The organism is Streptomyces graminofaciens (genome assembly GCF_030294945.1).
GTDB classification, from domain to species: Bacteria; Actinomycetota; Actinomycetes; order Streptomycetales; family Streptomycetaceae; genus Streptomyces; species Streptomyces graminofaciens.
Genome location: NZ_AP018448.1, coordinates 6575134 through 6596031, shown reverse-complemented (window position 1 = coordinate 6596031; position 20898 = coordinate 6575134). Strand labels below are relative to the sequence as shown.

The 20898-nt window shown below is 72.1% G+C and carries 16 protein-coding genes; 7 read left to right on the top strand and 9 right to left on the bottom strand.

Annotation, left to right across the window (positions count from 1 at the left end):
* Positions 1–253: 253 nt before the first annotated feature.
* Complete coding sequence (locus tag SGFS_RS28425) at positions 254–454, bottom strand: hypothetical protein (RefSeq protein WP_434028217.1); 201 nt, start codon at positions 452–454, stop codon at positions 254–256.
* A gap of 148 nt (positions 455–602) precedes the next feature.
* On the opposite strand from SGFS_RS28425, the gene upp reads away from it, so the two are divergent.
* Positions 603–1238, top strand: a complete 636-nt coding sequence (gene upp, locus SGFS_RS28420) for a uracil phosphoribosyltransferase (protein ID WP_286254493.1) — start codon at positions 603–605, stop codon at positions 1236–1238.
* 46 nt (positions 1239–1284) lie between these two features.
* On the opposite strand, the gene SGFS_RS28415 is transcribed toward upp, so the two are convergent.
* The 4 genes from SGFS_RS28415 to SGFS_RS28400 form a co-directional block, all read right to left on the bottom strand.
* On the bottom strand, positions 1285–1902 hold the full coding sequence (locus SGFS_RS28415; RefSeq protein ID WP_286260106.1) for a LytR C-terminal domain-containing protein: 618 nt from the start codon (positions 1900–1902) through the stop codon (positions 1285–1287).
* 124 nt (positions 1903–2026) lie between these two features.
* A complete protein-coding gene (locus SGFS_RS28410; RefSeq protein ID WP_003955420.1) occupies positions 2027–2323 on the bottom strand; it encodes a type II toxin-antitoxin system VapB family antitoxin in 297 nt (98 codons plus the stop codon).
* A gap of 324 nt (positions 2324–2647) precedes the next feature.
* Positions 2648–3241: an HhH-GPD-type base excision DNA repair protein gene (locus SGFS_RS28405; RefSeq protein WP_286254473.1), complete on the bottom strand. Its 594-nt coding sequence runs from the start codon at positions 3239–3241 to the stop codon at positions 2648–2650.
* 66 nt (positions 3242–3307) lie between these two features.
* A complete protein-coding gene (locus SGFS_RS28400) occupies positions 3308–4012 on the bottom strand; it encodes a siderophore-interacting protein (RefSeq protein ID WP_286260105.1) in 705 nt (234 codons plus the stop codon).
* A gap of 97 nt (positions 4013–4109) precedes the next feature.
* Here SGFS_RS28400 and SGFS_RS28395 point away from each other — a divergent pair, with 97 nt between their 5' ends.
* Both SGFS_RS28395 and SGFS_RS28390 read left to right on the top strand, forming a co-directional pair.
* Positions 4110–6851 carry a GNAT family N-acetyltransferase gene (locus SGFS_RS28395; RefSeq protein WP_286254472.1) on the top strand — a complete coding sequence of 914 codons (2742 nt, stop codon included), beginning with the start codon at positions 4110–4112 and terminating at the stop codon, positions 6849–6851.
* Positions 6852–7120: 269 nt separating this feature from the next.
* Positions 7121–8941, top strand: a complete 1821-nt coding sequence (locus SGFS_RS28390) for a copper resistance CopC/CopD family protein (RefSeq protein ID WP_286260104.1) — start codon at positions 7121–7123, stop codon at positions 8939–8941.
* Here SGFS_RS28390 and SGFS_RS28385 read toward each other — a convergent pair.
* Entirely contained in the window at positions 8908–9936 is a 1029-nt protein-coding gene (locus SGFS_RS28385) for a TauD/TfdA dioxygenase family protein (RefSeq protein ID WP_286254470.1), read from the bottom strand. The two genes, SGFS_RS28390 and SGFS_RS28385, sit on opposite strands and share 34 nt — an antisense overlap.
* 167 nt (positions 9937–10103) lie before the next feature.
* On the opposite strand from SGFS_RS28385, the gene SGFS_RS28380 reads away from it, so the two are divergent.
* Positions 10104–11033 (top strand): NAD(P)-dependent oxidoreductase, encoded by a 930-nt coding sequence (locus SGFS_RS28380; RefSeq protein WP_286254468.1) that lies wholly within the window; start codon positions 10104–10106, stop codon positions 11031–11033.
* Here the strand turns inward: SGFS_RS28380 and SGFS_RS28375 are convergent.
* Positions 11030–11953 (bottom strand): phosphorothioated DNA-binding restriction endonuclease, encoded by a 924-nt coding sequence (locus SGFS_RS28375; protein WP_286260103.1) that lies wholly within the window; start codon positions 11951–11953, stop codon positions 11030–11032. The two genes, SGFS_RS28380 and SGFS_RS28375, sit on opposite strands and share 4 nt — an antisense overlap.
* A 10-nt stretch (positions 11954–11963) precedes the next feature.
* Positions 11964–12260, bottom strand: coding sequence for a zinc-ribbon domain-containing protein (locus SGFS_RS28370; RefSeq protein WP_286254466.1), 297 nt, complete (start codon positions 12258–12260; stop codon positions 11964–11966).
* A gap of 137 nt (positions 12261–12397) precedes the next feature.
* On the opposite strand from SGFS_RS28370, the gene SGFS_RS28365 reads away from it, so the two are divergent.
* The gene (locus tag SGFS_RS28365; protein ID WP_434028216.1) at positions 12398–14824 is read left to right on the top strand and encodes an ATP-binding cassette domain-containing protein; all 2427 of its coding nucleotides are present in this window, start codon (positions 12398–12400) and stop codon (positions 14822–14824) included.
* A 207-nt stretch (positions 14825–15031) separates the two neighbouring features.
* Here the strand turns inward: SGFS_RS28365 and SGFS_RS28360 are convergent, their stop codons facing one another.
* Complete coding sequence (locus tag SGFS_RS28360; protein WP_286254463.1) at positions 15032–16000, bottom strand: helix-turn-helix domain-containing protein; 969 nt, start codon at positions 15998–16000, stop codon at positions 15032–15034.
* Positions 16001–16117: 117 nt separating this feature from the next.
* Between SGFS_RS28360 and SGFS_RS28355 the strand changes: the two genes are divergently transcribed.
* Together SGFS_RS28355 and SGFS_RS28350 are read left to right on the top strand one after the other, a co-directional pair.
* Complete coding sequence (locus tag SGFS_RS28355) at positions 16118–17272, top strand: saccharopine dehydrogenase family protein (protein ID WP_286254462.1); 1155 nt, start codon at positions 16118–16120, stop codon at positions 17270–17272.
* A 381-nt stretch (positions 17273–17653) separates the two neighbouring features.
* Complete coding sequence (locus SGFS_RS28350; protein ID WP_286254461.1) at positions 17654–20872, top strand: family 78 glycoside hydrolase catalytic domain; 3219 nt, start codon at positions 17654–17656, stop codon at positions 20870–20872.
* The last annotated feature ends 26 nt before the right edge of the window (positions 20873–20898 follow it).

Sequence of the window (20898 nt, the reverse complement as noted above, 5' to 3'; positions counted from 1 at the left end):
GGCGGAGGCTGATGGGCGGGGAGGCTAGTCGCGCCGAGCCCCACCCACTCGGAATCGTGGCAGAAACAGAGCGTCCAGGGGACGTCTTCGGCCCCCTGTGTCTGGCTGTTTTGATCGCCGGTCGGCCCGGCGCTCACCAGTACGTCTGTTGCCGCCACCAGCGGATCGTACGCGCAGTTCCCCGCCGTATCCGCACGGCCACCCCGCCGGAGCCCCCGGGAGAGCCCGCGCGGCCCCGCCTTCGAGGGCGTGGCTACCAGCGGAAGGTGCGCATGCGCATGGCGTGACGGAGACGGGCGGCCTTGGCGCGGCGGGGCTGGACGCGGTCGCGCAGCTCCCGGGCCTCGGTCAGGTCGCGCAGGAACTGCGCGCGGCGCCGCCGCCGCTCGGTCTCGGCCTCCCGCTGCTCCGGGGACCCGGACGCGTCGGACGGTTCGTCGGCTGTGCCCCGCATGTCGCGCATAGGCTCACCACCTCGGTTGCGTCCCTCCCACTTTCCCTCCGACGGGGGGTTTGATGCCACCGAGCGGGTGAACTGCGGCGTAAGTGGTGTGCGAACCGTGCGGGAGCCCCCTGCTGTTGCCCCGGTTACTGTTGTGGTCATGCGTCTCCACGTCGTCGACCACCCCCTGGTCGCCCACAAGCTCACCACGCTGCGCGACCAGCGCACCGACTCCCCGACCTTCCGTCGTCTCGCCGACGAGCTGGTCACCCTGCTCGCCTACGAGGCCACGCGGGACGTGCGCACGGAGCAGGTCGACATCACGACGCCGGTGGCGTCGACGACCGGCGTCAAGCTCTCCCACCCGCGCCCCCTGGTCGTGCCCATCCTGCGGGCCGGCCTCGGCATGCTCGACGGCATGGTCAGGCTGCTGCCGACCGCCGAGGTGGGCTTCCTGGGCATGATCCGCAACGAGAAGACGCTCGAGGCGTCCACGTACGCCACGCGCATGCCGGAGGACCTCTCCGGGCGCCAGGTGTACGTCCTCGACCCTATGCTCGCCACCGGCGGCACCCTCGTCGCCGCGATCCGCGAGCTGATCCGGCGTGGCGCGGACGACGTGACCGCCGTGGTGCTCCTCGCCGCGCCCGAGGGCGTCGAGGTCATGGAGCGTGAGCTGGCGGACACGCCGGTGACGGTCGTGACGGCGTCGGTCGACGAGCGCCTGAACGAGCACGGCTACATCGTGCCGGGCCTGGGGGACGCGGGCGACCGGATGTACGGGGCCGCCGAGTAGTTCCCCACGGGGCTTCCCTCACGGGGGTGGTCCCCGCGGGTTCGGTTCAGCAGGTCTTCGACGCGGTGGGCGTCGGCTCGGGACTGGTCAGGGCGGCCAGGGCCTTGTCGGCGTCCGCCTTTCTCGTGAGGGCCTTGAAACCGGTGCCGATGATGAGGTCGACCTCGGTGGCCTTCTCACGGCCGTCGGTCCTCAGCTCGGCGCCGGTGAGCTGGGTGCCGAGGACCGGCAGCGCCGCCGCCTCGGCCGCCTTCGCGCCGAGCAGGAGCGCGGTGCCGTCGACCTTCTTGTCGTACTTCGCGGTCGCGTTGCCCACGTCGCCGATCCGGAAGCCGCGCTTCTTCAGCTCGTCGGCGGTGTCCTTGGCGAGGCCGCTGCGGGGCGTGGCGTTGAGGACGTTGACGGTGATCGCGCCGGGGGCCGGGAGCGCCTTGGCGGAGGCCGACGGGGAGGGGGTGACCCTGGCCCCGCAGTCCGCCTTGGGGCCGGCCGCGGCGACCTTGTCGTCGTCGCCCGAGAACACGTCGACGAGCTGGAGTGTTCCGTAGCCGACGAGTCCCAGGGCGGCCGAGGACGCGACGATCGCGAGTACGAGCCTGCGGCGCCTCTTGGGGCGGCGCAGTCGCGGGTACTTGTCCCCCGTGATCCGGTACTGGCCGCCCATGCCGGGAGGAGTCAGCATGCTCATGGGCGCAGCGTAGTGCCGTTGGGCGGTGATGCCTACTAGATGATCATTGACCGGGCCGGGGTCCAACCCGAAAGGGCCAACCGGCGACGGGCGACGCGTCCTAGCCGAGTTCGAGGACGCGGGCGTGCAGGACCTGGCGCTGCTGGAGGGCCGCGCGTACGGCGCGGTGGAGGCCGTCCTCCAGATACAGGTCGCCCTGCCACTTCACCACGTGTGCGAAGAGGTCGCCGTAGAACGTGGAGTCCTCGGCGAGGAGGGTCTCCAGATCGAGCTGCCCCTTGGTCGTCACGAGCTGATCGAGGCGGACCGGGCGCGGCGCGACGTCCGCCCACTGCCGGGTGCTTTCCCGGCCGTGGTCGGGGTACGGCCGGCCGTTTCCGATGCGCTTGAAGATCACACGGAAAGCCTACCGGTCGAGACGTTCCGGGCGCAGCCATGGCGCCGGAGTGCGACCTCGGAAAGGCCGAGCAAAGCGGATTTTCTGGGTTTTTTAGGGCGACTCGAAGGGGTGAAGCGCGGGTGGGTGGGCCGTGTGCGCGGGAGAGCTCGGGTGGGTCGGGTGCGTTGGCGGGTGCGGGTACGACGTGGTTCCTCGCGCAGTTCCCCGCGCCCCTGGAAGCAGGGGCTGCGCCCCTTGCTTTTGTCTTCAGGGGCGCGGGGAACTGCGCGACACGCCCCCACCGGCCCGCAGACGAACAACCGGCCCGTGCGACCCACCCGTCTACTTGCCGGAGGCCTTCGCCGCCTTCGCCGCCGCCTTCATCTCCTGCTTGTGGGCACGGACCTTCGCCAAGGAGTCAGGGCCCGTGATGTCGGCGACCGAGCGGAAGGACTCCGGTTCGCCGTAGGCGCCCGCGGCCTCCCGCCAGCCCTCCGGCTGTACGCCGAGTTGTTTGCCGAGCAGGGCCAGGAAGATCTGGGCCTTCTGTCTGCCGAAGCCGGGGAGTTCCTCCAGGCGGCGGCGGAGTTCGCGGCCGTCGGCGACGCTCTTCCAGACCAGCTCGGCGTTTCCGTCGTAGTGCTCGACGAGGTACTGGCAGAGCTGCTGGACGCGCTTGGCCATCGAACCGGGGTAGCGGTGGACGGCCGGCTTCTCGGAGAGCAGCGCGGCGAAGGCCTCCGGGTCCTGCGCGGCGATCTCGTGCGCGTCCAGGTCGTCCGCGCCGAGCCGGTCCGCGATGGTGCGCGGCCCCTTGAACGCCCACTCCATCGGCACCTGCTGGTCCAGCAGCATCCCGACGAGCGCGGCGAGCGGCGAGCGCCCGAGGAGTTCGTCGGCCTCGGGGTCCTGGGCGAGGTGAAGGGTGACGTCCATGGCCCGATCATGCCGCGTGGGGCGGCGGGTCGCCCGTCAGCCCGTGCCGGCCCGTGTCCGCCGCCGTCAGGCCGGCCGCCAGTACCCCAGCGCGTGCAGGCGCTGCTTCGGGACGCCCAGTTCCTTGCGGACGTAGGCGGAGAGGGTGCGGGTCGTGGCGGTGTCGCAGGCGATCCAGACGTAGGCGTCCGGGTGGGCCTTCAGCAGGTCGGGGAGGTCCGCCTTCACCCGGGCGACGAGGCGGTCGCCGGCGCGGATCTCGTGGCGGGCGGGGTCGGTGCGGAAGGGGAGGCCGTCGGTGCCGCCCTCGAACCAGATCGTCGCCGGCGACGAGTCCAGCGCTTCCAGCAGGGAGTTGACGGCGGGGAGCGAGGCCGGGTCGCCGATCGCGAAGACGTGGGTGGGCTCCGGGTCGGGGCGCTCGAAACCCGTGCCGTGGACCGTCGCCTCGATCGTGTCGCCCGGCTTCGCCGTCCTCGCCCAGTCGCCGGCCCGCCCCTCGTGGAGGGCGAACTCCAGGCTGAAGGTGCCGGCCGCCGGGTCCGGGTCGACCAGGGTGTACGCCCGCTGGTGCGGCTTGCCCGCGTCGGAGAACCAGAGGCGGACCCACATCGTCGGATGGACCCCGGTGGTGGCGAGCATGCCGCCGTCGGTGAGGTGCAGCCGCCGGTAGTGCGGGGTGACGTCCTCGGCGCCGGTCACCGTGCACACGAAGTCCTTCGCGCGCAGCAGTCTGAGGACCGCTCCCTCCCAGCCGTGCCCCTGCCCCATGTCCTCTTCACCCTTCACGTACGCTTCCACCACGGGTTGCTTAGGTGAGGCTAACCTAAATCACAGGTCGCGGACAGGAACAGGCACAGGCACGGCAATGAGCACTGCGAGCACTGAGAACCGCTACGGCGTACGCCCGGCACATCCGGAAAGTCCCGCACACCCCGCGCACGGGACCTACCGGGACGCCTGGGGCATCCCCCACCTCCGCGCCGCCGACGCCCACGCGCTCGCCCGTGCCCAGGGCCGGGTCACCGCGCTCGACCGCGCCTGGCAGCTGGAGGTCGAACGCCATCGTGCCCAGGGCACCTCGGCCGCCTTCCTCGGTACCGAGGCCCTCGGCTGGGACCTGTTCGCGAGACGGGCCAGACTCGACGACACCGCCAGACGCTGCTTCGCCGAGCTGGAGCGACGGGATCCGGAGACCGCCGACTGGGTCCGGGCGTACGTCGAGGGGGTCAACGAAGGGCTCGGGGAGGGCGCCGGGCGCACGCCAGAGTTCGCGCGTGTCGGGCTCGCGCCCGGGCGCTGGGAGCCCTGGCACCCGCTCGGGGTCTGGCTGGCCACACACATCCTCTTCGCCGGGTTCCCCGCGAAGCTCTGGCGCGAGGAGGCCGTACGGCATCTCGGCGCCGACGCGGTCGGCCTCTTCGCCACCGACGGGCCCGCGACCTCCGGCAGCAACGGATGGCTGGTCGGCGGGGACCGTACGGACACCGGGCAGGCGGTGATCGCGGGGGATCCGCACCGGTTCATCGAGGAGCCGGGGGTGTACCAGCAGATCCGGCTGTCGTGCGACGAGTTCGACGTGGTGGGGCTGGCGGTGCCGGGGCTGCCGGGCATCGCGCACTTCGGTCACACGGGGACGGTCGCCTGGGCGATCACCAACGCCATGGCCGACTACCAGGACCTCTACCGGGAGCGGCTGCGTCGCACCGATGCCGAGGGGGGCGTCGAGGCGCTCGACCCGGACGGGGAGTGGCGGGCCGCCCGTCGGCATGTGGAGACGGTCGAGGTCGCGGGTGGGGATCCGGTCGAGGTGGAGGTGGTCGAGACTCCCCGCGGACCGGTCGTCATCGGTGGCGTCACGACGGAGGGCCCCGGTCCCATCAGCCTTCGTTACCCGCCGCGCGTCACCGGGGACCTCGGCCTCAGCGCCCTGCTCCCTCTCCTCCGGGCACGTGTAGTGGGCGATGTGGACCGGGCGTTCGACCGGTGGGCCGAGCCCGTGAACGTCGTCCAGGCCGCCGACACCCGGGGCGGGCTGCTGCACCGCGTGGCGGGCCGGGTGCCGGTGCGCGGCGAGGCCAACCGGACGCGGATCGTGGACGCGTGGGTGCCGGGCCACGAGTGGGAGGGCTGGCACGAGACGCCGTACGGCATGGTCGAGGACGGGGTCGCCGTCATGGCCAACCAGCGGGGTCCGGCGAGCCCGCTGGGCGTGGAGTTCGCGCCGCCGCACCGCGCCGACCGGATCCGGGAGCTGCTGGGTGAGAAGCGGGTGTGGTCGGCGGGGGACATGGCCGCCATCCACATGGACACGCATCTGGCGTCCGCCGGGCCGCTGTTGGACCACCTGGCCGCCCTCGACGATCTGACCCCGGCGGCGGCCGCCCTCCGGGCGCGGCTGCTGGGCTGGGACCGGCGGATGGACGCCGGGAGTGTGGAGGCGGCGGAGTACGCGGCGGTGCGGGGTGCGGTCGTACGGGGGCTGGTGGCGCAGCCCGTGTGGGGCGCGCTGGCGGTTCCGCCTGCCTACCCCGAGGTCTTCCGGCCCTGGCTCTCCCTCACGGTCCGGGTCGGGTTCGCGCTCGAACATCTGCTGCGGGCGGAGGAGTTGTTCGGCATCGACCGGGGCGTGGTCGTGCGGGCGGCGGTGGAGGAGGTGGCGGCCGAGGGCGAGGGGCGTACGCCGTGGGGGGACCGGCATCGGCTCGCGCCCTGGCGTGCTCTCGGTGACACGCCGTACGGCGAACCCGGGTTGTCCGGTGACCACGACTGCGTGCTGTGCACGTCCGCCGTGCCCGGGATCACCGAGCTGAGCGCGCGGGGGCCTGCCGCTCGGTACGTCTGGGATCTGGGGCGGCGGGAGGACAGCCGGTGGGTGGTGCCGTTCGGGGCGTCGGGGGTTCCCGGGTCGGCCCATCACCGTGACCAGCTTCCCCTGTGGGTCGAGGGGGGACTCGTTCCGGTCGTCACCGACTGGGACCTGCTCGAGATCGAACGGGACGAACCGGGGGGAGCCGGGGGGTACGCCGCGCGTGTGGCCGTTCATGAGCAGGTGGTCGACGGGTTCGGGGTGGTGCGGCTGCTGCCGCTGGATGCCGGGGCCGACGCGGAGGTGGTGCACGCGTGGGTTCGGGAACCTCGTGCCGAGTTCTGGGGCATGAACGGGCTCACGAAGGAGGAGGTCGCGGAGGTCTACGCCCATCTGGACACGCTCGATACGCACCATGCGTTTCTCGCGGTGCTGGACGGGGAGCCCGTCGGGCTCTTGCAGACGTACGAGCCGGAGGCGGACCGGGTCGGTGAGGTGTACGACGTCGAGCCCGGGGACATCGGTGTGCATGTGCTGCTCGCGCCTGCGGGCGTGGGGGGCGTGCGGGCCGGGTGGTCGTCCTCGCTGCTCTCGGTGTTCGCGTCGTATGTGCTGGTCGGGCTGGGGCGGCGGAGGGTCGTCGTCGATCCGGACGAGCGGAATGTGAAGGCCGTCGAGCGGTTCTTGCGGCAGGGGTTCGAGGAGGGGCCGGTGGTCGTGCTGCCCGAGGTCGATCTGCCGGATGTGTATCTGCCGGAGAAGCGGGCGCGGTTGGCGTTCCTGCGGAGGGAGCGGGTCTAAGGAGCCGGGGTCTTTTGGAGCTCGGCGGATGAGGGTGAGGGTGTGGTGGCGGGTGCGGGTGCGGGTGCGGGTGCGGGTGCGGGTGCGGGTGCGGGTGCGGGTGCGTTGCGATTGCTCGCGCAGTTCCCCGCGCCCCTGAACGCGGCGTACGTCCCTTCCGTACGTATCCGGGAGTCAGGAGACGGCGGATGTGGATCCGGAGCGCGAACGTGGGCCGAGGCAGGGACGACGGGGAACGGCGTGGCGGGACCAGAGGCCGGCGGCGTCTGATGTTGTCGGGCGCCGTGCTGGTCCTGTTCCAGCTCGGTTTCCTCCTCGGCGGCGCAAGCCCCGCATCCGCACACGCGGCCCTTACGAACAGCACCCCCGCCGACGGAGCCGTCCTCGACTCCGCCCCCCGCGACATCACCCTCTCCTTCACCGAGTCGGTGAGCCTTCTCGACGACTCCGTCCGTGTCATCGATCCGGAGCAGCGGGCCGTCGACGTCGGAGAGCCGGGGCGGGTGAAGGGGCGGTCCGAGACCGTCCGTGTGACGCTTCCGGACGGTCTCGCCGAGGGCACGTACACCATCGCCTGGCGCGTCGTCTCGGCCGACAGCCACCCCGTCTCCGGCGCCCTCATCTTCTCCGTCGGCGAACCCTCCGCGACCGCCGCCGCGCTCCCCGCCGACCTCACCGAGGACCCCCTCGCCTCCTCCTTCTACGACATCACCCGCTACTTCGCGTACGGCGGCCTCGCCCTCCTCATCGGCCTGGTCGTTTTCATGGCGTATGTCCTGGGCGCCTACACCGACGCCCTGCGCAAGCCCCTCCTCGGCGGCTGGGCCGTTCTCGTGCTGGCCACCGCCGCCCTGCTGCTGCTCCGGGGACCGTACGAGCGGGGCACCGGCCTCGGCGCCGCCCTCGACCCGGCCGTGCTGCGCGCGACGGCCACCAGCAGGCCGGGGCTGGCCCTGCTCGCCCGGCTGGTGCTGCTCGCGGCGGCCGCCCTCGTGCTCGTGCGAATGAGGAAGCGGGCCGGCAAGGGCCTGCTCGCCGGTGGGGGGCTCGTCGCTCTGGGGCTGGCCCTGACCTGGGCGGTCGCCGAGCACGCCTCCGCCGGTATCCAGGTGCCGGTGGCGATGACCTCCTCCGTGCTGCACCTCGGCGCCATGGCGGTCTGGCTGGGCGGACTCACGGCCCTGCTCACCGTGCTGTACCGCGACCCCGAGTCGCTGTCCGCCGCCATGGTCGCCCGCTTCTCCCGGCTCGCCTTCGCCGCCGTGACCGTCCTCGTCGTCACCGGCGTCTACATGTCCTGGCGCGGCCTCGGCTCCTGGTCCGCGTTCACCGATACGTCGTACGGGCAGATCCTCGTCGCCAAGTTGGGTGCCGTGGTGCTGCTGCTTGCCGCTGCGGGGGTGTCCCGGCGGTGGACCGGGCGGATGGTCGCGGAGGAGGCCCCGGCGGTCGCTGTGCCCGCGCGGGTGCCGGAGCCCGTGGGGGCCGTGGCGGCGCGGGACGACGCCGAGGGGGTGGCCCCGGAGGGCACGGCCGACGGCCCGGACCCCGGGTTCGCCCGGCGCCGTACCGCCCTGCGCAGCTCCGTGCTCGCCGAGTTCACCGTCGGGGTCGTGGTGCTCGTCGTCACCACCGTGCTGACCGGCACCCTTCCGGGGCGGGCGGAGGCGGACAGCGCCAAGGCGGCCGAGGCCTCCGGTGCGGTGGCGCCCGGGGAGATCACCGCGTCCTCCACGACGGTCCCGTTCGACGTCGGCACCCCGAACGGTCACGGCAAGGTGCAGATCGACCTCTCCCCCGGCCGCGTCGGCAAGAACTCCGTGCAGGCGGTGCTGTTCGGGCCGGACGGCGGCATCGCGACCGTGCCCGAACTGCGGCTCTCCTTCGTGCTGAAGGCACGGAAGATCGGCCCGATCGACGCCAAGCTCAAGAACCTGGGCGGGTACTGGGGGACCGACACCCTTCAGCTGCCGTTGGCGGGCACCTGGACGATGCGGGTCACGGTGCGTACGACCGACATCGACCAGGTGACCGTGGAGAAGACCGTACGGGTCGCTCAGGGCGCGTCCCCGGGCGCGTCAGCGGGTTGACGGGGTTGATGCAGCGGCGCTCCGGCGAGTGATTTCGACGGGGTGCCGTCCACGCCGGCCGGCCGGTCCCCGGCGACCATCACGCGGTGCATGACGCGCGGGAAGTCCAGATGAGCCGTGTCGCTCGGGGCGAGGTGGACGGTGGCGCGGTTGTCCCAGAGCGCCACGGAACCCGGCTCCCAGCGGAAGCGGACCGTGTACTCGGGTCGGGTGATCTGCTCGATGAACAGTTCGAGGAGTAGGCGGCTCTCGGCCCGGGTGACGTCGACGATGTTCTCGACGTAGTACGGGTTGACGTAGAGGACGCGCTCGCCGGTCTCCGGGTGGACGCGGACCACCGGGTGCACGGAGGCGACCTGGTGGTCCTGAAGGTGGCGGAGGTACGGGTCGGGGCCGGAGCGGGCCAGGTAGCCGACGCCCAGGCGGTGTTCGGCGCGCAGGCCGTCGGCGAGGCGGCGTACCGGCTCGGACAGGTGCGCGTAGGCGGTGGCCAGGTTGGCCCAGGTGGTGTCGCCGCCGTACGGGGGCACGCGTTCGGCCCGCAGGAGCGTCAGGGCGGGCGGGTCGATGCGGGCCGTGTGGTCGGCGTGCCAGCCGCGCAGCGTGGAATGGCGGCGGCGCTCCAGCCATTCGGACTGGTCCATGCCGTGTTTGCGACCCAGCTCGTGGCGGTCGGCGGTCGTCTCGATCTCGGGGAAGTCGGGCGGTGACACCGAGCCCCGCGAGCGGAGCCGGATCGGTTCGCCGAAGCGGCGCGCGAAGGCGATCTGGCCCGCGTGGCCGAGCCGCTGCTCCCGGAAGAAGAGCACCTTCCAGCGCAGCAGCGCCGCGCGGATGCCCGCGACGGTCGTGTCGTCCAGGGGGCCGGAGAGGTCCACTCCGTGGATCTCGGCGCCGATGTGCCCGGCGGCGGGCCGTACGTCGAGTCCGTCGTCGAGTCGGCCGTCGAGTCGGCCGTCGAGTCCGCCGGTCGGTTCCTCTGCGTTGACGCTCATCGGTGTGCCCTTCCGTTTCCGTCCGGCTTCCTGATCCACTCCCGTCCGACTGCCTACCCCGTCACCAGGCCCGTGCAGCCCCGCGCGGCACGATGCTCAACGGCCACCAGGCGTGGCCGGAGGGTCCGGTCGGGTGCCGCCGCCGGGTCCGGCGGGAAGATGGGGTCATGACCGACAAGCTCACCGTAAGCGTCCTGGGCACCGGCATCATGGGTGCCGCGATGGCCCGCAACCTCGCCCGCGCCGGGCACACCGTCCGTGCCTGGAACCGCAGCCGTGACAAGGCCGAGCCGCTGGCCGCCGACGGCGTCCGCGTCGCCGACACCCCCGCCGAGGCCGTCGAGGGCGCCGATGTCGTCCTCACCATGCTGTACGACGGCCCGGCCGCCCTCGACGTCGTACGGCGGGCCGCGCCCGCCCTGCGCCCGGGGACCGTCTGGGTGCAGTCGACCACCGCCGGCGTCGAGGCGGTCGCCGACCTCGCCGCACTCGCCGACGAGCACGGACTCGTCTTCTACGACGCCCCCGTGCTCGGCACCCGTCAGCCCGCCGAGGCCGGGCAGCTGACCGTCCTCGCGGCGGGGCCGGGCGAGTACCGGGCGACGGTGACCCCGGTCTTCGACGCAGTCGGCGCCCGTACGGTGTGGACCGGCGAGGACGGCGCGGCGGGCACCGCCACCCGGCTCAAGCTCGTGGCCAACAGCTGGGTGCTCGCCGCCACCAACGCGGCCGGTGAGGTCCTCGCCCTGTCGCAGGCGCTCGGCGTCGACCCGCAGAGCTTCTTCGACGTCATCGCGGGCGGCCCCCTCGACATGGGCTATCTGCGCGCCAAGTCCGCACTCGTCCTCGACGGCAAGCTCTCCCCGGCCTCCTTCGCGGTGGCGACGGCGGCGAAGGACGCCCGGCTGATCGTCGAGGCGGGCGAGCGGAACGGCGTACGCCTGGACGTGGCCGCCGCGAGCGCCGAGCGCTTCGAGCGGGCCGCCGCGCAGGGGCACGGCGACGAGGACATGGCCGCCGCGTACTTCGCGAGCTTCGAGGAGGACAGCCCCTCGGCTGCATCAGACAGCCCCTCGGCTGCATCAGACAGGCCTTAGGCGGTCGTGGTCGGGCGTGGCTCTCCGTGGAAGACCTGTGCGGTGTGCCAGGCGATGTGGGGTGCCGCGACCGGCCGCGCCCCCGGCTGGGGGCCGATCAGCGGGCGGCCGGCGAGCGCGGTGACGTGCTCGCGGGCGGCGGCACTGCGGCCGACGAAGGCCTGCGAGACGAGGACGCGGTGGCCGGTGTCCACACCGAGGACGCCCTTGTCGAAGAGTTTGTGGTGCAACGAGCACAGACACAGCCCGTTCTCGACCTCGTCCGGCCCCTCGAACGCCCACCACCGCACATGCGCCGCCTCCAGCCCGACCGGCACCGCGCCGAGCCCGCCGCCCGCGCCACCGCCGAGGACACCGTCGTATCCGCAGAACGCGCACTGGTACTCGTACGCGGTGAGGACCAGCTCCCGCATACGGCGGTCCCGTTGTCTGCGCGCGGCTGTCCGCCCTCCGGCCTCCGTCCGCTCCAGGTCCAGGTCCAGGCCCACGGCCTCGCACAAGTCGCCGTGCAGGGAGGGCGGGAAGTGCTGGTCGAGCAGGACGCGTGCCATACGGGGGAGCAGCGAGGGCTCCCGCCGCAGCCTGGCCCGCAGGTCGGGGGCCAGCCGCCCGGCGGCCCGTGTCCCGCGCAGCTCCCGCACCCCGGTGCCGGGGCTGCCCGCTCCGAGGTCGGTGCGCACCTCCCAGACGCCGTCGTTCACGAGGTGGTGGAACGGGTAGGAGGGCGACGTCCTGTTGCCGGGGCCGTACTCGGCCAGCAGCCGCTTCAGGTCGCCCTCCACCGCGCTGTACCGCAGCTCGCCCTCGGCGTCCTCCTGGAACCGCCCGAGCGCGTACAGCAGCAGCAACGGCTTGTGCGGGGCCCGGGCACCGCTTCTGCTCCACTGCCGTAAGTTCGCGGTGCGCTCCAGCCAGTCCAAGGACACGGCTTCAGGACTGGTACGGCTGCTGCTGCGGCTGCCCGTGGGTCTGGCCGCCGTGGCCGCCGCCCTGGGCCTGGGCCTCCAGCCGCTCCGCCTGCTCCTTGTCGACCTTCTGCTCCACGCCGCAGAACGTGCACTGGGTGACGTACTTCGTGGAGACCGGGAACAGCGGCACGAAGAACAGCGTGAACTTCGTGACGCGCTTCCTGAGCGTGTGCGCGGCGGGGTTGCCGCAGTGGCCGCAGACCAGCGTCAGTATCGCGAGCTGGTACAGGTACCCCTTGGTGCCAAAGATGATGAACATGCTGTCGGTCCTTCCTGGAAGGGTCTCTGCCGACACAGTGCCATGGACCTCCCTCTGACCCATCAGTATTCGAGAAGCGCGGACCCCTCTCGGGCACCTAGCGTGAGGCCATGGGGAATCACGACGAGGGAGCCGCGATGAGCAGGGCCAAGGGGACGGCCGACGGGACGGCCAGGGGGACGGACACCCATACGCGTTCGGACTCGGCCGCGCCGCACGCCGCCGACAGCCACGATCTGATCCGGGTGCACGGCGCGCGTGAGAACAACCTCAAGGACGTCAGCATCGAGATCCCGAAGCGCCGGCTGACGGTGTTCACCGGCGTCTCCGGCTCCGGCAAGAGCTCGCTGGTGTTCGACACGATCGCCGCGGAGTCGCAGCGGCTGATCAACGAGACGTACAGCGCGTTCGTGCAGGGCTTCATGCCCACGCTGGCGCGGCCCGAGGTCGATGTGCTGGACGGTCTGACCACCGCGATCATCGTCGACCAGGAGCGGATGGGCGCCAACGCCCGCTCCACCGTCGGCACGGTCACGGACGCCAACGCGATGCTGCGCATCCTGTTCAGCAGACTCGGGCAGCCGCACATCGGCGGGCCGAACGCGTATTCGTTCAACGTGCCCTCGGTGAAGGCCAGCGGCGCGATCACCGTGGAGCGCGGCGGCAAGACCAAGGCGGAGAAGGCCACGTTCAACCGCCTCGGCGGCATGTGCCCCCGCTGCGAGGGCATGGGCTCGGTCAACGACTTCGACCTGACGGCGCTGTACGACGACAGCCTGTCGCTCAACGAGGGCGCGCTCACGGTCCCCGGCTACAGCGTGGACGGCTGGTACGGCCGTATCTACCGCGGCTGCGGCTTCTTCGACCCGGACAAGGCGATCAGCAGGTTCACCAAGCGGGAACTGCACGACCTGCTCTACAAGGAACCGACCAAGATCAAGGTCGAGGGCATCAACCTGACGTACGAGGGGCTGATCCCGAAGATCCAGAAGTCGTTCCTGTCCAAGGACGTGGACGCGCTGCAGCCGCACATCCGGGCCTTCGTGGAGCGGGCGGTGACGTTCTCGACCTGTCCCGAGTGCGACGGCACCCGGCTCGCCCCGGAGGCACGGTCCTCGAAGATCGGCGGGAAGAACATCGCCGAGGTCTGCGCGATGCAGATCAGTGACCTGGCCGACTGGGTCCGGGGCCTCGACGATCCGTCGGTGGCGCCCCTGGTGGCCGCGCTCGGGCACGCGCTCGACTCGTTCGTCGAGATCGGGCTCGGCTATCTGAGCCTCGACCGTCCCTCGGGCACGCTGTCGGGCGGCGAGGCCCAGCGCACGAAGATGATCCGCCACCTCGGCTCCTCCCTCACCGATGTCACGTACGTCTTCGACGAGCCGACGATCGGGCTGCACCCGCACGACATCCGGCGGATGAACGACCTGCTGCTCCAGCTGCGCGACAAGGGCAACACCGTGCTGGTCGTGGAGCACAAGCCGGAGGCGATCGAGATCGCCGACCATGTCGTGGATCTCGGCCCGCGCGCCGGCACCGAGGGCGGGGAGGTCGTGTTCGAGGGCAGCGTGGACGGTCTGCGGGCCAGCGGCACGCTCACCGGGCGGCACCTGGACGACCGCGCTGCGCTGAAGCCGTCGGTACGCAAGCCGTCGGGGGTGCTGGAGGTGCGGGGCGCCACGCTGAACAACCTCCAGGACGTGTCCGTCGACATCCCGCTCGGCGCGCTGGTCGTCGTCACGGGCGTGGCGGGCTCCGGCAAGAGTTCGCTGATCCACGGCTCGGTGTCCGGGCAGGACGGGGTGATCACGGTCGACCAGACCGCGATCCGCGGCTCCCGGCGCAGCAACCCCGCGACCTACACGGGCCTGCTCGACCCGATCCGCAAGGCGTTCGCCAAGGTCAACGGCGTGAAGCCGGCCCTGTTCAGTGCCAACTCCGAGGGCGCCTGCCCCACCTGCAACGGCGCCGGTGTCATCTACACCGATCTGGCGATGATGGCCGGGGTGGCCTCGCCCTGCGAGGAGTGCGAGGGGAAGCGGTTCCAGGCGTCGGTCCTGGAGTACCACCTCGGCGGCCGTGACATCAGCGAGGTGCTGGCGATGCCGGTGGCCGAGGCGGAGGAGTTCTTCGGCGCGGGCGAGGCGCGTACGCCGGCCGCGCACAAGATCCTCGAACGGCTCGCCGACGTCGGCCTCGGCTACCTCACCCTCGGCCAGCCCCTCACCACCCTCTCCGGCGGCGAACGCCAGCGCCTGAAGCTGGCCACGCACATGGCGGAGAAGGGCGGCGTCTACGTCCTCGACGAGCCGACCACCGGCCTCCACCTGGCCGATGTGGAACACCTGCTCGGCCTCCTGGACCGCCTGGTCGACTCCGGCAAGTCGGTCATCGTCATCGAACACCACCAGGCGGTCATGGCCCACGCCGACTGGATCATCGACCTCGGCCCCGGCGCGGGCCACGACGGCGGCCGCGTCGTCTTCGAGGGCACACCGGCGGAGCTGGTCGCGGGGCGGGGGACGCTCACGGGGGAGCATCTGGCGGGGTATGTGGGGGGATGAGGGGGAGCCCTGGGGGCTGGGAGCCTGGGGGCTTTGGCGCTTTGGGGGCGCCCGGGGTCTCAGTAGGGCGGCGCGCCTCGCGCGTCGGAAGGCGAGGCGCCCGGGTCCCCAAAAGGCTCTGCGCCCGGGTCCCCTACAAGGCTCCGCACCCGGATCCCCAAAAGGCTCCGCACCCGGGTCCCCAAAAGGCTCCGCGCCCGGCGGTCCTCAGAAGTCCGGCTGTCCCGTGCGGCGAAAAGTGCGGCGGTAGCTGTCCGGAGGTACCCCGACCGTGCGGTTGAAGTGTCGGCGCAGTGTCGTGGCGGTGCCCATGCCGGTGGCCGTCGCGATGGCGTCGACGCTGTCGTCGGTGGTCTCCAGCAACTCCTGGGCGCGGCGGATCCGCTGGGTCAGCAGCCATTGCAGCGGCGTGGTGCCGGTCACCGCCCTGAACTGGCGGCCCAGATGGCGCGAACTCATGTTCGCCCGGCGGGCCAGATCCTCCACGGTCAGCGGCTCGTCCAACCGCTCGATCACCCACGGCAGCAACGCGGCGAGCGGATGGTCGTCCCGGGCGGGCACCGGGGCGGCCACGAACTGGGCCTGCCCACCGGCCCGGTGCGGCGGTACGACCAGCCGGCGGGCGACGGCGTTGGCGACCGCCGAGCCGAGGTCGAGGCGTACGAGATGCAGGCACAGGTCCAGCGCGGCGGCCTTGCCCGCTGACGTGAGCACGCTGCCGTTGTCCACGTAGAGGACGTCCGGGTCGACCTCCACTCCGGGGTGGCGGGCGGCCAGGACCTCGGTGTGCGCCCAGTGCGTGGTCGCGCGCCTCCCGTCCAGCAGCCCGGCCGCGGCCAGCACGAACGCGCCCGTGCACAGCGAGGCCACGCGTACCCCCGCCGCATGGGCCGCCCGCACCGCGTCGACCAGCTCGGCGGGCGGGGGCTCGTCGATGTCCGCCCAGCCCGGGACGATCAGCGTGTCGCCGGGCGCGAGCCGCCCGAGCCGGTCGAGCCCATGCTCGGGCTCCAGCCGGAACCGCCCGACCCGCACGGCGCCCGCCCCGCAGACGGCCATGTCGTACCAGGGCCCGTCCACCCCGGCAGGGGCGGCGTCGAACACCTCGTACGCGATGCCCAACTCGAAGTTCAGCATCCCGTCGGTGACGGCGAGGGCGACGGTGCCAGGATTCATGTCCGGAATTGTATGGGGCAGGTCGTTCCGGACACTAGTGGCGGAGCGCGGTGGTTGGAAGGATGGTCGCAACGGACCAGACAGGTCGGGCAAACATTCGAGCACGGTGGGGGAACCATGGGCACGAACCCGGAACAGGCGACGGCGACAGCGACTGCCGCAGAGACAGCGGCGGCGACACCGGCAGCGACGGGGACAGCGACGGTGACGGTGTACGGCGCGTACGGCCACACCGGCCGGTTCGTCGTCGCGGAGCTGCGCAGACGCGGATACGTCCCGGTCCTCGCCGGCCGCGACGCCGACCAGTTGAAGACGCTGGCCGCGTCCGCTCCCGGCCTCGACGACATCCGGCCGGCCTCGGTGGACGACCCGGCCGCACTCGACCGCGCGCTCGAGGGCGCGGCAGCCGTGATCAACTGCGCCGGTCCCTTCGCGATGACGGCGGCCCCGTTGATCGAGGCGGCCCTGCGCGCCGGGATCCCGTACGTGGACGTGGCAGCCGAGATCGAGGCCAACGTCGACACGTTCGCGCACTTCACGGACCGCGCCCGGGCCGAGGGAACGTTGATCGTCCCCGCGATGGCCTTCTACGGAGGCCTGGGCGACCTGCTGGTCACCGCCGCGATGGGCGACTGGACGGAGGCCGACGAGGCGCACATCGCGTACGGGCTGAGCGGCTGGCACCCCACGCCCGGGACCCGCGCCGCGGGCAGCGTCTCCCGCGCCCGGCGCGACGGCCGTCACGTCCGCCACACCAAGGGACGGCTGGAGTACGGCCACGCCACCCCGACCTCCATGGACTGGCCCTTCCCGGCCCCGCTGGGCACCCGGCCCGTCATCGCCGACTTCACGATGGCGGACGTGGTCACCGTCCCCAGTCACCTCTCCATTCCCGAAGTGCGCACCCACATGACGACGGAGGCGGCAGGCGACCTCGCGTCCCCGGACACCCCGCCCCCCACCCCGGCCGACGACCACGGCCGCTCCGCCCAGACCTTCCTCGTCGACGCCGTCGTACGCTCGGGCGGCACCGAACGGCGCGCGGTGGCGAGGGGCCGTGACATCTACGCGGTCAGCGCGCCGCTGGCGGTGGAAGCGGTCCATCGCATCCTCACGGGCGCGATCAGGACGCCAGGCGAGGCCAGGACACCAGGCGAGGCCAAGTCGCTCGGCGAGACCGGGCCGCTCGGCGTCACCTCCGCAGGCGCGCTCTTCGACGCCCCCGACTTCCTGCGGGCCCTGTCCGAACACATCTCCGTCGAGCTGAGCTGAGTTGCAGGCCGAGTTGAGCCGGCCGTGCCGAGCCGTGCTGAGGCCAGCCGTGCTGAGGCCAGCCGTGCTGAGGCCAGCCCGGCTGAGGCCAGCCCGGCTGAGGCCAGCCCGGCTGAGGCCAGCCCGGCTGAGGCCAGCCCGGCTGAGGCCAGCCCGGTGCTGGGCCAGCCCGGTGCTGGGCCAGCCGTGCCGAGGTCAGCCGAGCCGAGTCAACGGCAGCCGCCCAAGCACCACGGCGGGCCGCCACCACGAACCGCCCGCAAGCGCCCTAAAACGTTTCATCACTATCCCCCCGTCACTTTCGCCCCACCCGTTGACCGAATTTCCAGCCACCCTCTAACCTCCGGGCACCCCTGAAACCTTTCACCCCGAGGGCGCCCCATGACCACACCCCTGCCGCGCCGGAGACTTCTCCAGCTGGGCGGCGTCGCGGCCGCCTCCGTCGTCCTCGGCGGACCCGGCGCCGGACCCGTCCCGGTGGCGGCAGCCGCCACGCGGGGCAAGGGCGCGCCCCCGGCCCCCACCGGCATGCTGACCGATCTGCTGCCGCAGGGCCTGGGCAGCACCGCCGGGCGGCGCCCCCGGTTCAGCTGGCAGGTCCCCGACTTCGGCGCGGGCACCCTCCAACGGGCCTACCAGCTGCAACTCGCCGCCACCCCGGCCGGATTCGAGGCCGACGACCTGATCTGGGACAGCGGCAAGGTGACCTCCGCCGCCTCCACCGCCGTCGCCTACGACGGCCCGGCACTCCAGCCCCGTACCGCCTACTGGTGGCGGGTCAGCAGCTGGTCGGACCGGAACAAGCGGTCGTCCTGGTCGAAGCCGGTGCTGATGGCCACGGCGGTCGAGGACGAGTGGCAGGCGGAGCCGATCTGGGCCCCGGCCGGGCCGACCATGACCGACGGCACCCTCACCACGCGGCTGAAGATCACCGCGGTCGCGGCCGGCGTGTGGTTCCGCGCCACGAGCACCGCCAACAACTACATGTGGCAGCTGCGCGCCGGCAGCACGGCCGGCGTCCTCCGCAAACACGTCTGCGTGAACGGCACGTACAGCGTCCTGGGCGAGGTCACACTGCCCTTCCCGGTCACCACCGGCGACTGGCTGGACCTCTCGATCACCATGACGGGCTCCACCTTCACCACCACCGTGAACGGCACGGCCGTCGACACCACCACCCACACCCGCTACACCTCCGGCAACATCGGCCTGCGCAACGGCCTCACCGAGTCGCAGGTCTACGACAGCGTCCGTTTCACGGCGGCCGACGGCACCGTGCTGCTCGACGACGACTTCGCCTCCGACAAGGGCACGTTCGCCGCCGGTACGGTCTCCGGAGGCGTCCTCACCTTCCCCACCGGCGCCTCCTCCCTCTCCTCCTACGGCGCCGACGACACCTGGGCGCTGCTGCGCCACGAGTACGAGCTGGAGGCCGGCGACGGCAAGGGCATCGCGGCGGCCGTACTGCACGTCGCGGCGACCTCCGCGACCCCCGCCCGGCAGTACGTGGCGAAGGTGTGGAGCAACGGCAGCGTCGTCGGCTACGCGTCGGTCCGCTCCGGCACCGGTGTGGCGTACCAGTCCTTCGACATCACCGGCACCCTGCGCAGCGGCGGGACCAACGCCCTGGCCGCGCTCTGCCACACCACCTCGCAGCAGAAGTTCCTGGCCCAGCTGGAGATCACCCACACCGACGGCAGCCGCACCACCATCGCCTCCGGCGGCGACTGGAAGGCCCACCGCCAGGCCGGCCTGCTCCCCGCCAAGGGCAGCGCGGGCAGCAGCTACTTCACCGCGCCCCAGGAGTACTGGGACCTGCGCTACGAGCCCACCGGCTGGACCGAGCCCGACTTCGACGACACGGACTGGCTCACCCCGGCGTCCCGCACCGCGATCGACGGCCTGGTCCCGGCCCCGATCGAACCCGTACGCCTGCACTCCGTCACCCCCGCCTCCGTCACCAAGGTGGCCGACGGCCGCTGGCTGGTGGACCTGGGCCGGGAGATCGTCGGCGGACTGTCCCTGGAGATCACGGGCAGCGCGGGCGACACGGTGGAAGTACGCCTCGGCGAGGAGCTGAACACCGACGGCACGGTCAGGTACCAACTGCGCGCCACGAACACGTACCGCGAGGTGTGGACCCTGCGCGACGGCGCCCAGCGCTTCGAACACTGGGGCTACCGAGGCTTCCGCTGGGCCGAGTTGCGCACGTCGCTGGACCTGGCCGGGGCGAGTGTCGAGGGTCGCGCCTGGAAGCTCGACTGGACCGACTCCGACTCCTCCTTCACCAGCTCGGACCCGGACCTCGACCGCGTCTGGGACCTCTGCCGCTACTCCATCGAGGCCACCCGCGGCGACCTCTACCAGGACACCCCGACCCGCGAACGCGGCCCCTACGAGGGCGACGCCCTGATCAACCAGCTCTCGGAGTACGGAGTCCAGCGCTCCTACGCCCTGGGGCGCTGGTCCAACGACTACCTGGTCCGGCAGGGCACCTGGCCCACCGAGTACCGCCTGATGTGCGCGATATCGGCCTGGGAGGACTACCTGGCGACCGGCGACGACCGCCAACTCGCCAAGGACTACGACCTCCTGACCGCCAAGAACCTCACCTCCTACCTGGGTTCCGACGGCCTGGTACACAAGTCCCCCGGCAACACCAGCCAGAACCTCGGCGACCTCGTCGACTGGCCCACCGCCAGCCGTGACGGCTATGTCTTCACGAACGTCAACACGGTCGTCAACGCCTTCCAGTACGCGGCCTTCGACGCCCTGTCGAACTGCGCCAAGGCCCTGGACAGGCCGGACGAAGCGACAACACTCCGCACGCAGGCGGACACCCTCGCCGCGGCCATGCGCGACACCCTGCTGGACAGCGGGGCCGGCGCCTTCCTCGACGGCACCGGCACGACCCACAGCGCCCAGCACGCCACGGCGTTCCCGGTGGCGCTCGGAGTGGCCGACGCGTTGGACGCCGACGTACTGACGAGACTCGGCGCCACGCTCGCCTCCGGCGGCATGAAGGTGAGCGTGTACGGGTCTCAGTTCCTGCTGGACGCCCTGTTCCGCCTGGGTCGCGCGGACGCCGCGCTGGCCCTGCTCACCTCCAGGTCCACGAACTCCTGGCTGCACATGCTGGACGACCTGAAGGCCACCATCGTCACCGAGGCCTGGGACCCGTCCCTGAAGTCGAACACGACCTTCTCCCACGCCTGGGCCTCGGCCCCCGCCAACGCGGTCGCCCGCCACATCCTGGGCGTCCAGATCACGGAACCGGGCGCCGCCGCCTTCCGCATCCGCCCCCGAACGGGCCCCCTGACCCGGGCTACCGGCACGGTCCCGTCCCTGCGCGGCCCGGTCAAGGTCTCGGTACACCGCACCACCGACACCCACGCCCTCCGCGTGACCCTGCCCCCCAACACCCGAGCCGTCCTGGAACTGGAGATCGGGGACACGCCCCCGACGGCCTACGAGGTCACGTCATGCGCCCCGGGAACCACTTCAGCCCCCAAGGTGACGTCGTCCACCGACCTGACGGGAACGGTCCTACGGGTCGGGCCGGTGGGCTCGGGGACCACGACGGTGGCGCTGAAGGGGTAGCCGGCAGACGGGGCCGTCTCAGCGGC

Bases quoted from the DNA above. Each gene is read 5' to 3' on its own strand.
- upp (WP_286254493.1), top strand. From the start codon at position 603: ATGCGTCTCCACGTCGTCGACCACCCCCTGGTCGCCCACAAGCTCACC.
- SGFS_RS28365 (WP_434028216.1), top strand. From the start codon at position 12,398: ATGAGCAGGGCCAAGGGGACGGCCGACGGGACGGCCAGGGGGACGGAC.
- SGFS_RS28350 (WP_286254461.1), top strand. From the start codon at position 17,654: ATGACCACACCCCTGCCGCGCCGGAGACTTCTCCAGCTGGGCGGCGTC.
- SGFS_RS28405 (WP_286254473.1), bottom strand. From the start codon at position 3,241: ATGGACGTCACCCTTCACCTCGCCCAGGACCCCGAGGCCGACGAACTC.
- SGFS_RS28385 (WP_286254470.1), bottom strand. From the start codon at position 9,936: ATGAGCGTCAACGCAGAGGAACCGACCGGCGGACTCGACGGCCGACTC.
- SGFS_RS28415 (WP_286260106.1), bottom strand. From the start codon at position 1,902: ATGGGCGGCCAGTACCGGATCACGGGGGACAAGTACCCGCGACTGCGC.
- SGFS_RS28395 (WP_286254472.1), top strand. From the start codon at position 4,110: ATGAGCACTGCGAGCACTGAGAACCGCTACGGCGTACGCCCGGCACAT.
- SGFS_RS28370 (WP_286254466.1), bottom strand. From the start codon at position 12,260: ATGTTCATCATCTTTGGCACCAAGGGGTACCTGTACCAGCTCGCGATA.
- SGFS_RS28400 (WP_286260105.1), bottom strand. From the start codon at position 4,012: ATGGGGCAGGGGCACGGCTGGGAGGGAGCGGTCCTCAGACTGCTGCGC.
- SGFS_RS28355 (WP_286254462.1), top strand. From the start codon at position 16,118: ATGGGCACGAACCCGGAACAGGCGACGGCGACAGCGACTGCCGCAGAG.
- SGFS_RS28360 (WP_286254463.1), bottom strand. From the start codon at position 16,000: ATGAATCCTGGCACCGTCGCCCTCGCCGTCACCGACGGGATGCTGAAC.
- SGFS_RS28380 (WP_286254468.1), top strand. From the start codon at position 10,104: ATGACCGACAAGCTCACCGTAAGCGTCCTGGGCACCGGCATCATGGGT.
- SGFS_RS28425 (WP_434028217.1), bottom strand. From the start codon at position 454: ATGCGGGGCACAGCCGACGAACCGTCCGACGCGTCCGGGTCCCCGGAG.
- SGFS_RS28390 (WP_286260104.1), top strand. From the start codon at position 7,121: ATGTTGTCGGGCGCCGTGCTGGTCCTGTTCCAGCTCGGTTTCCTCCTC.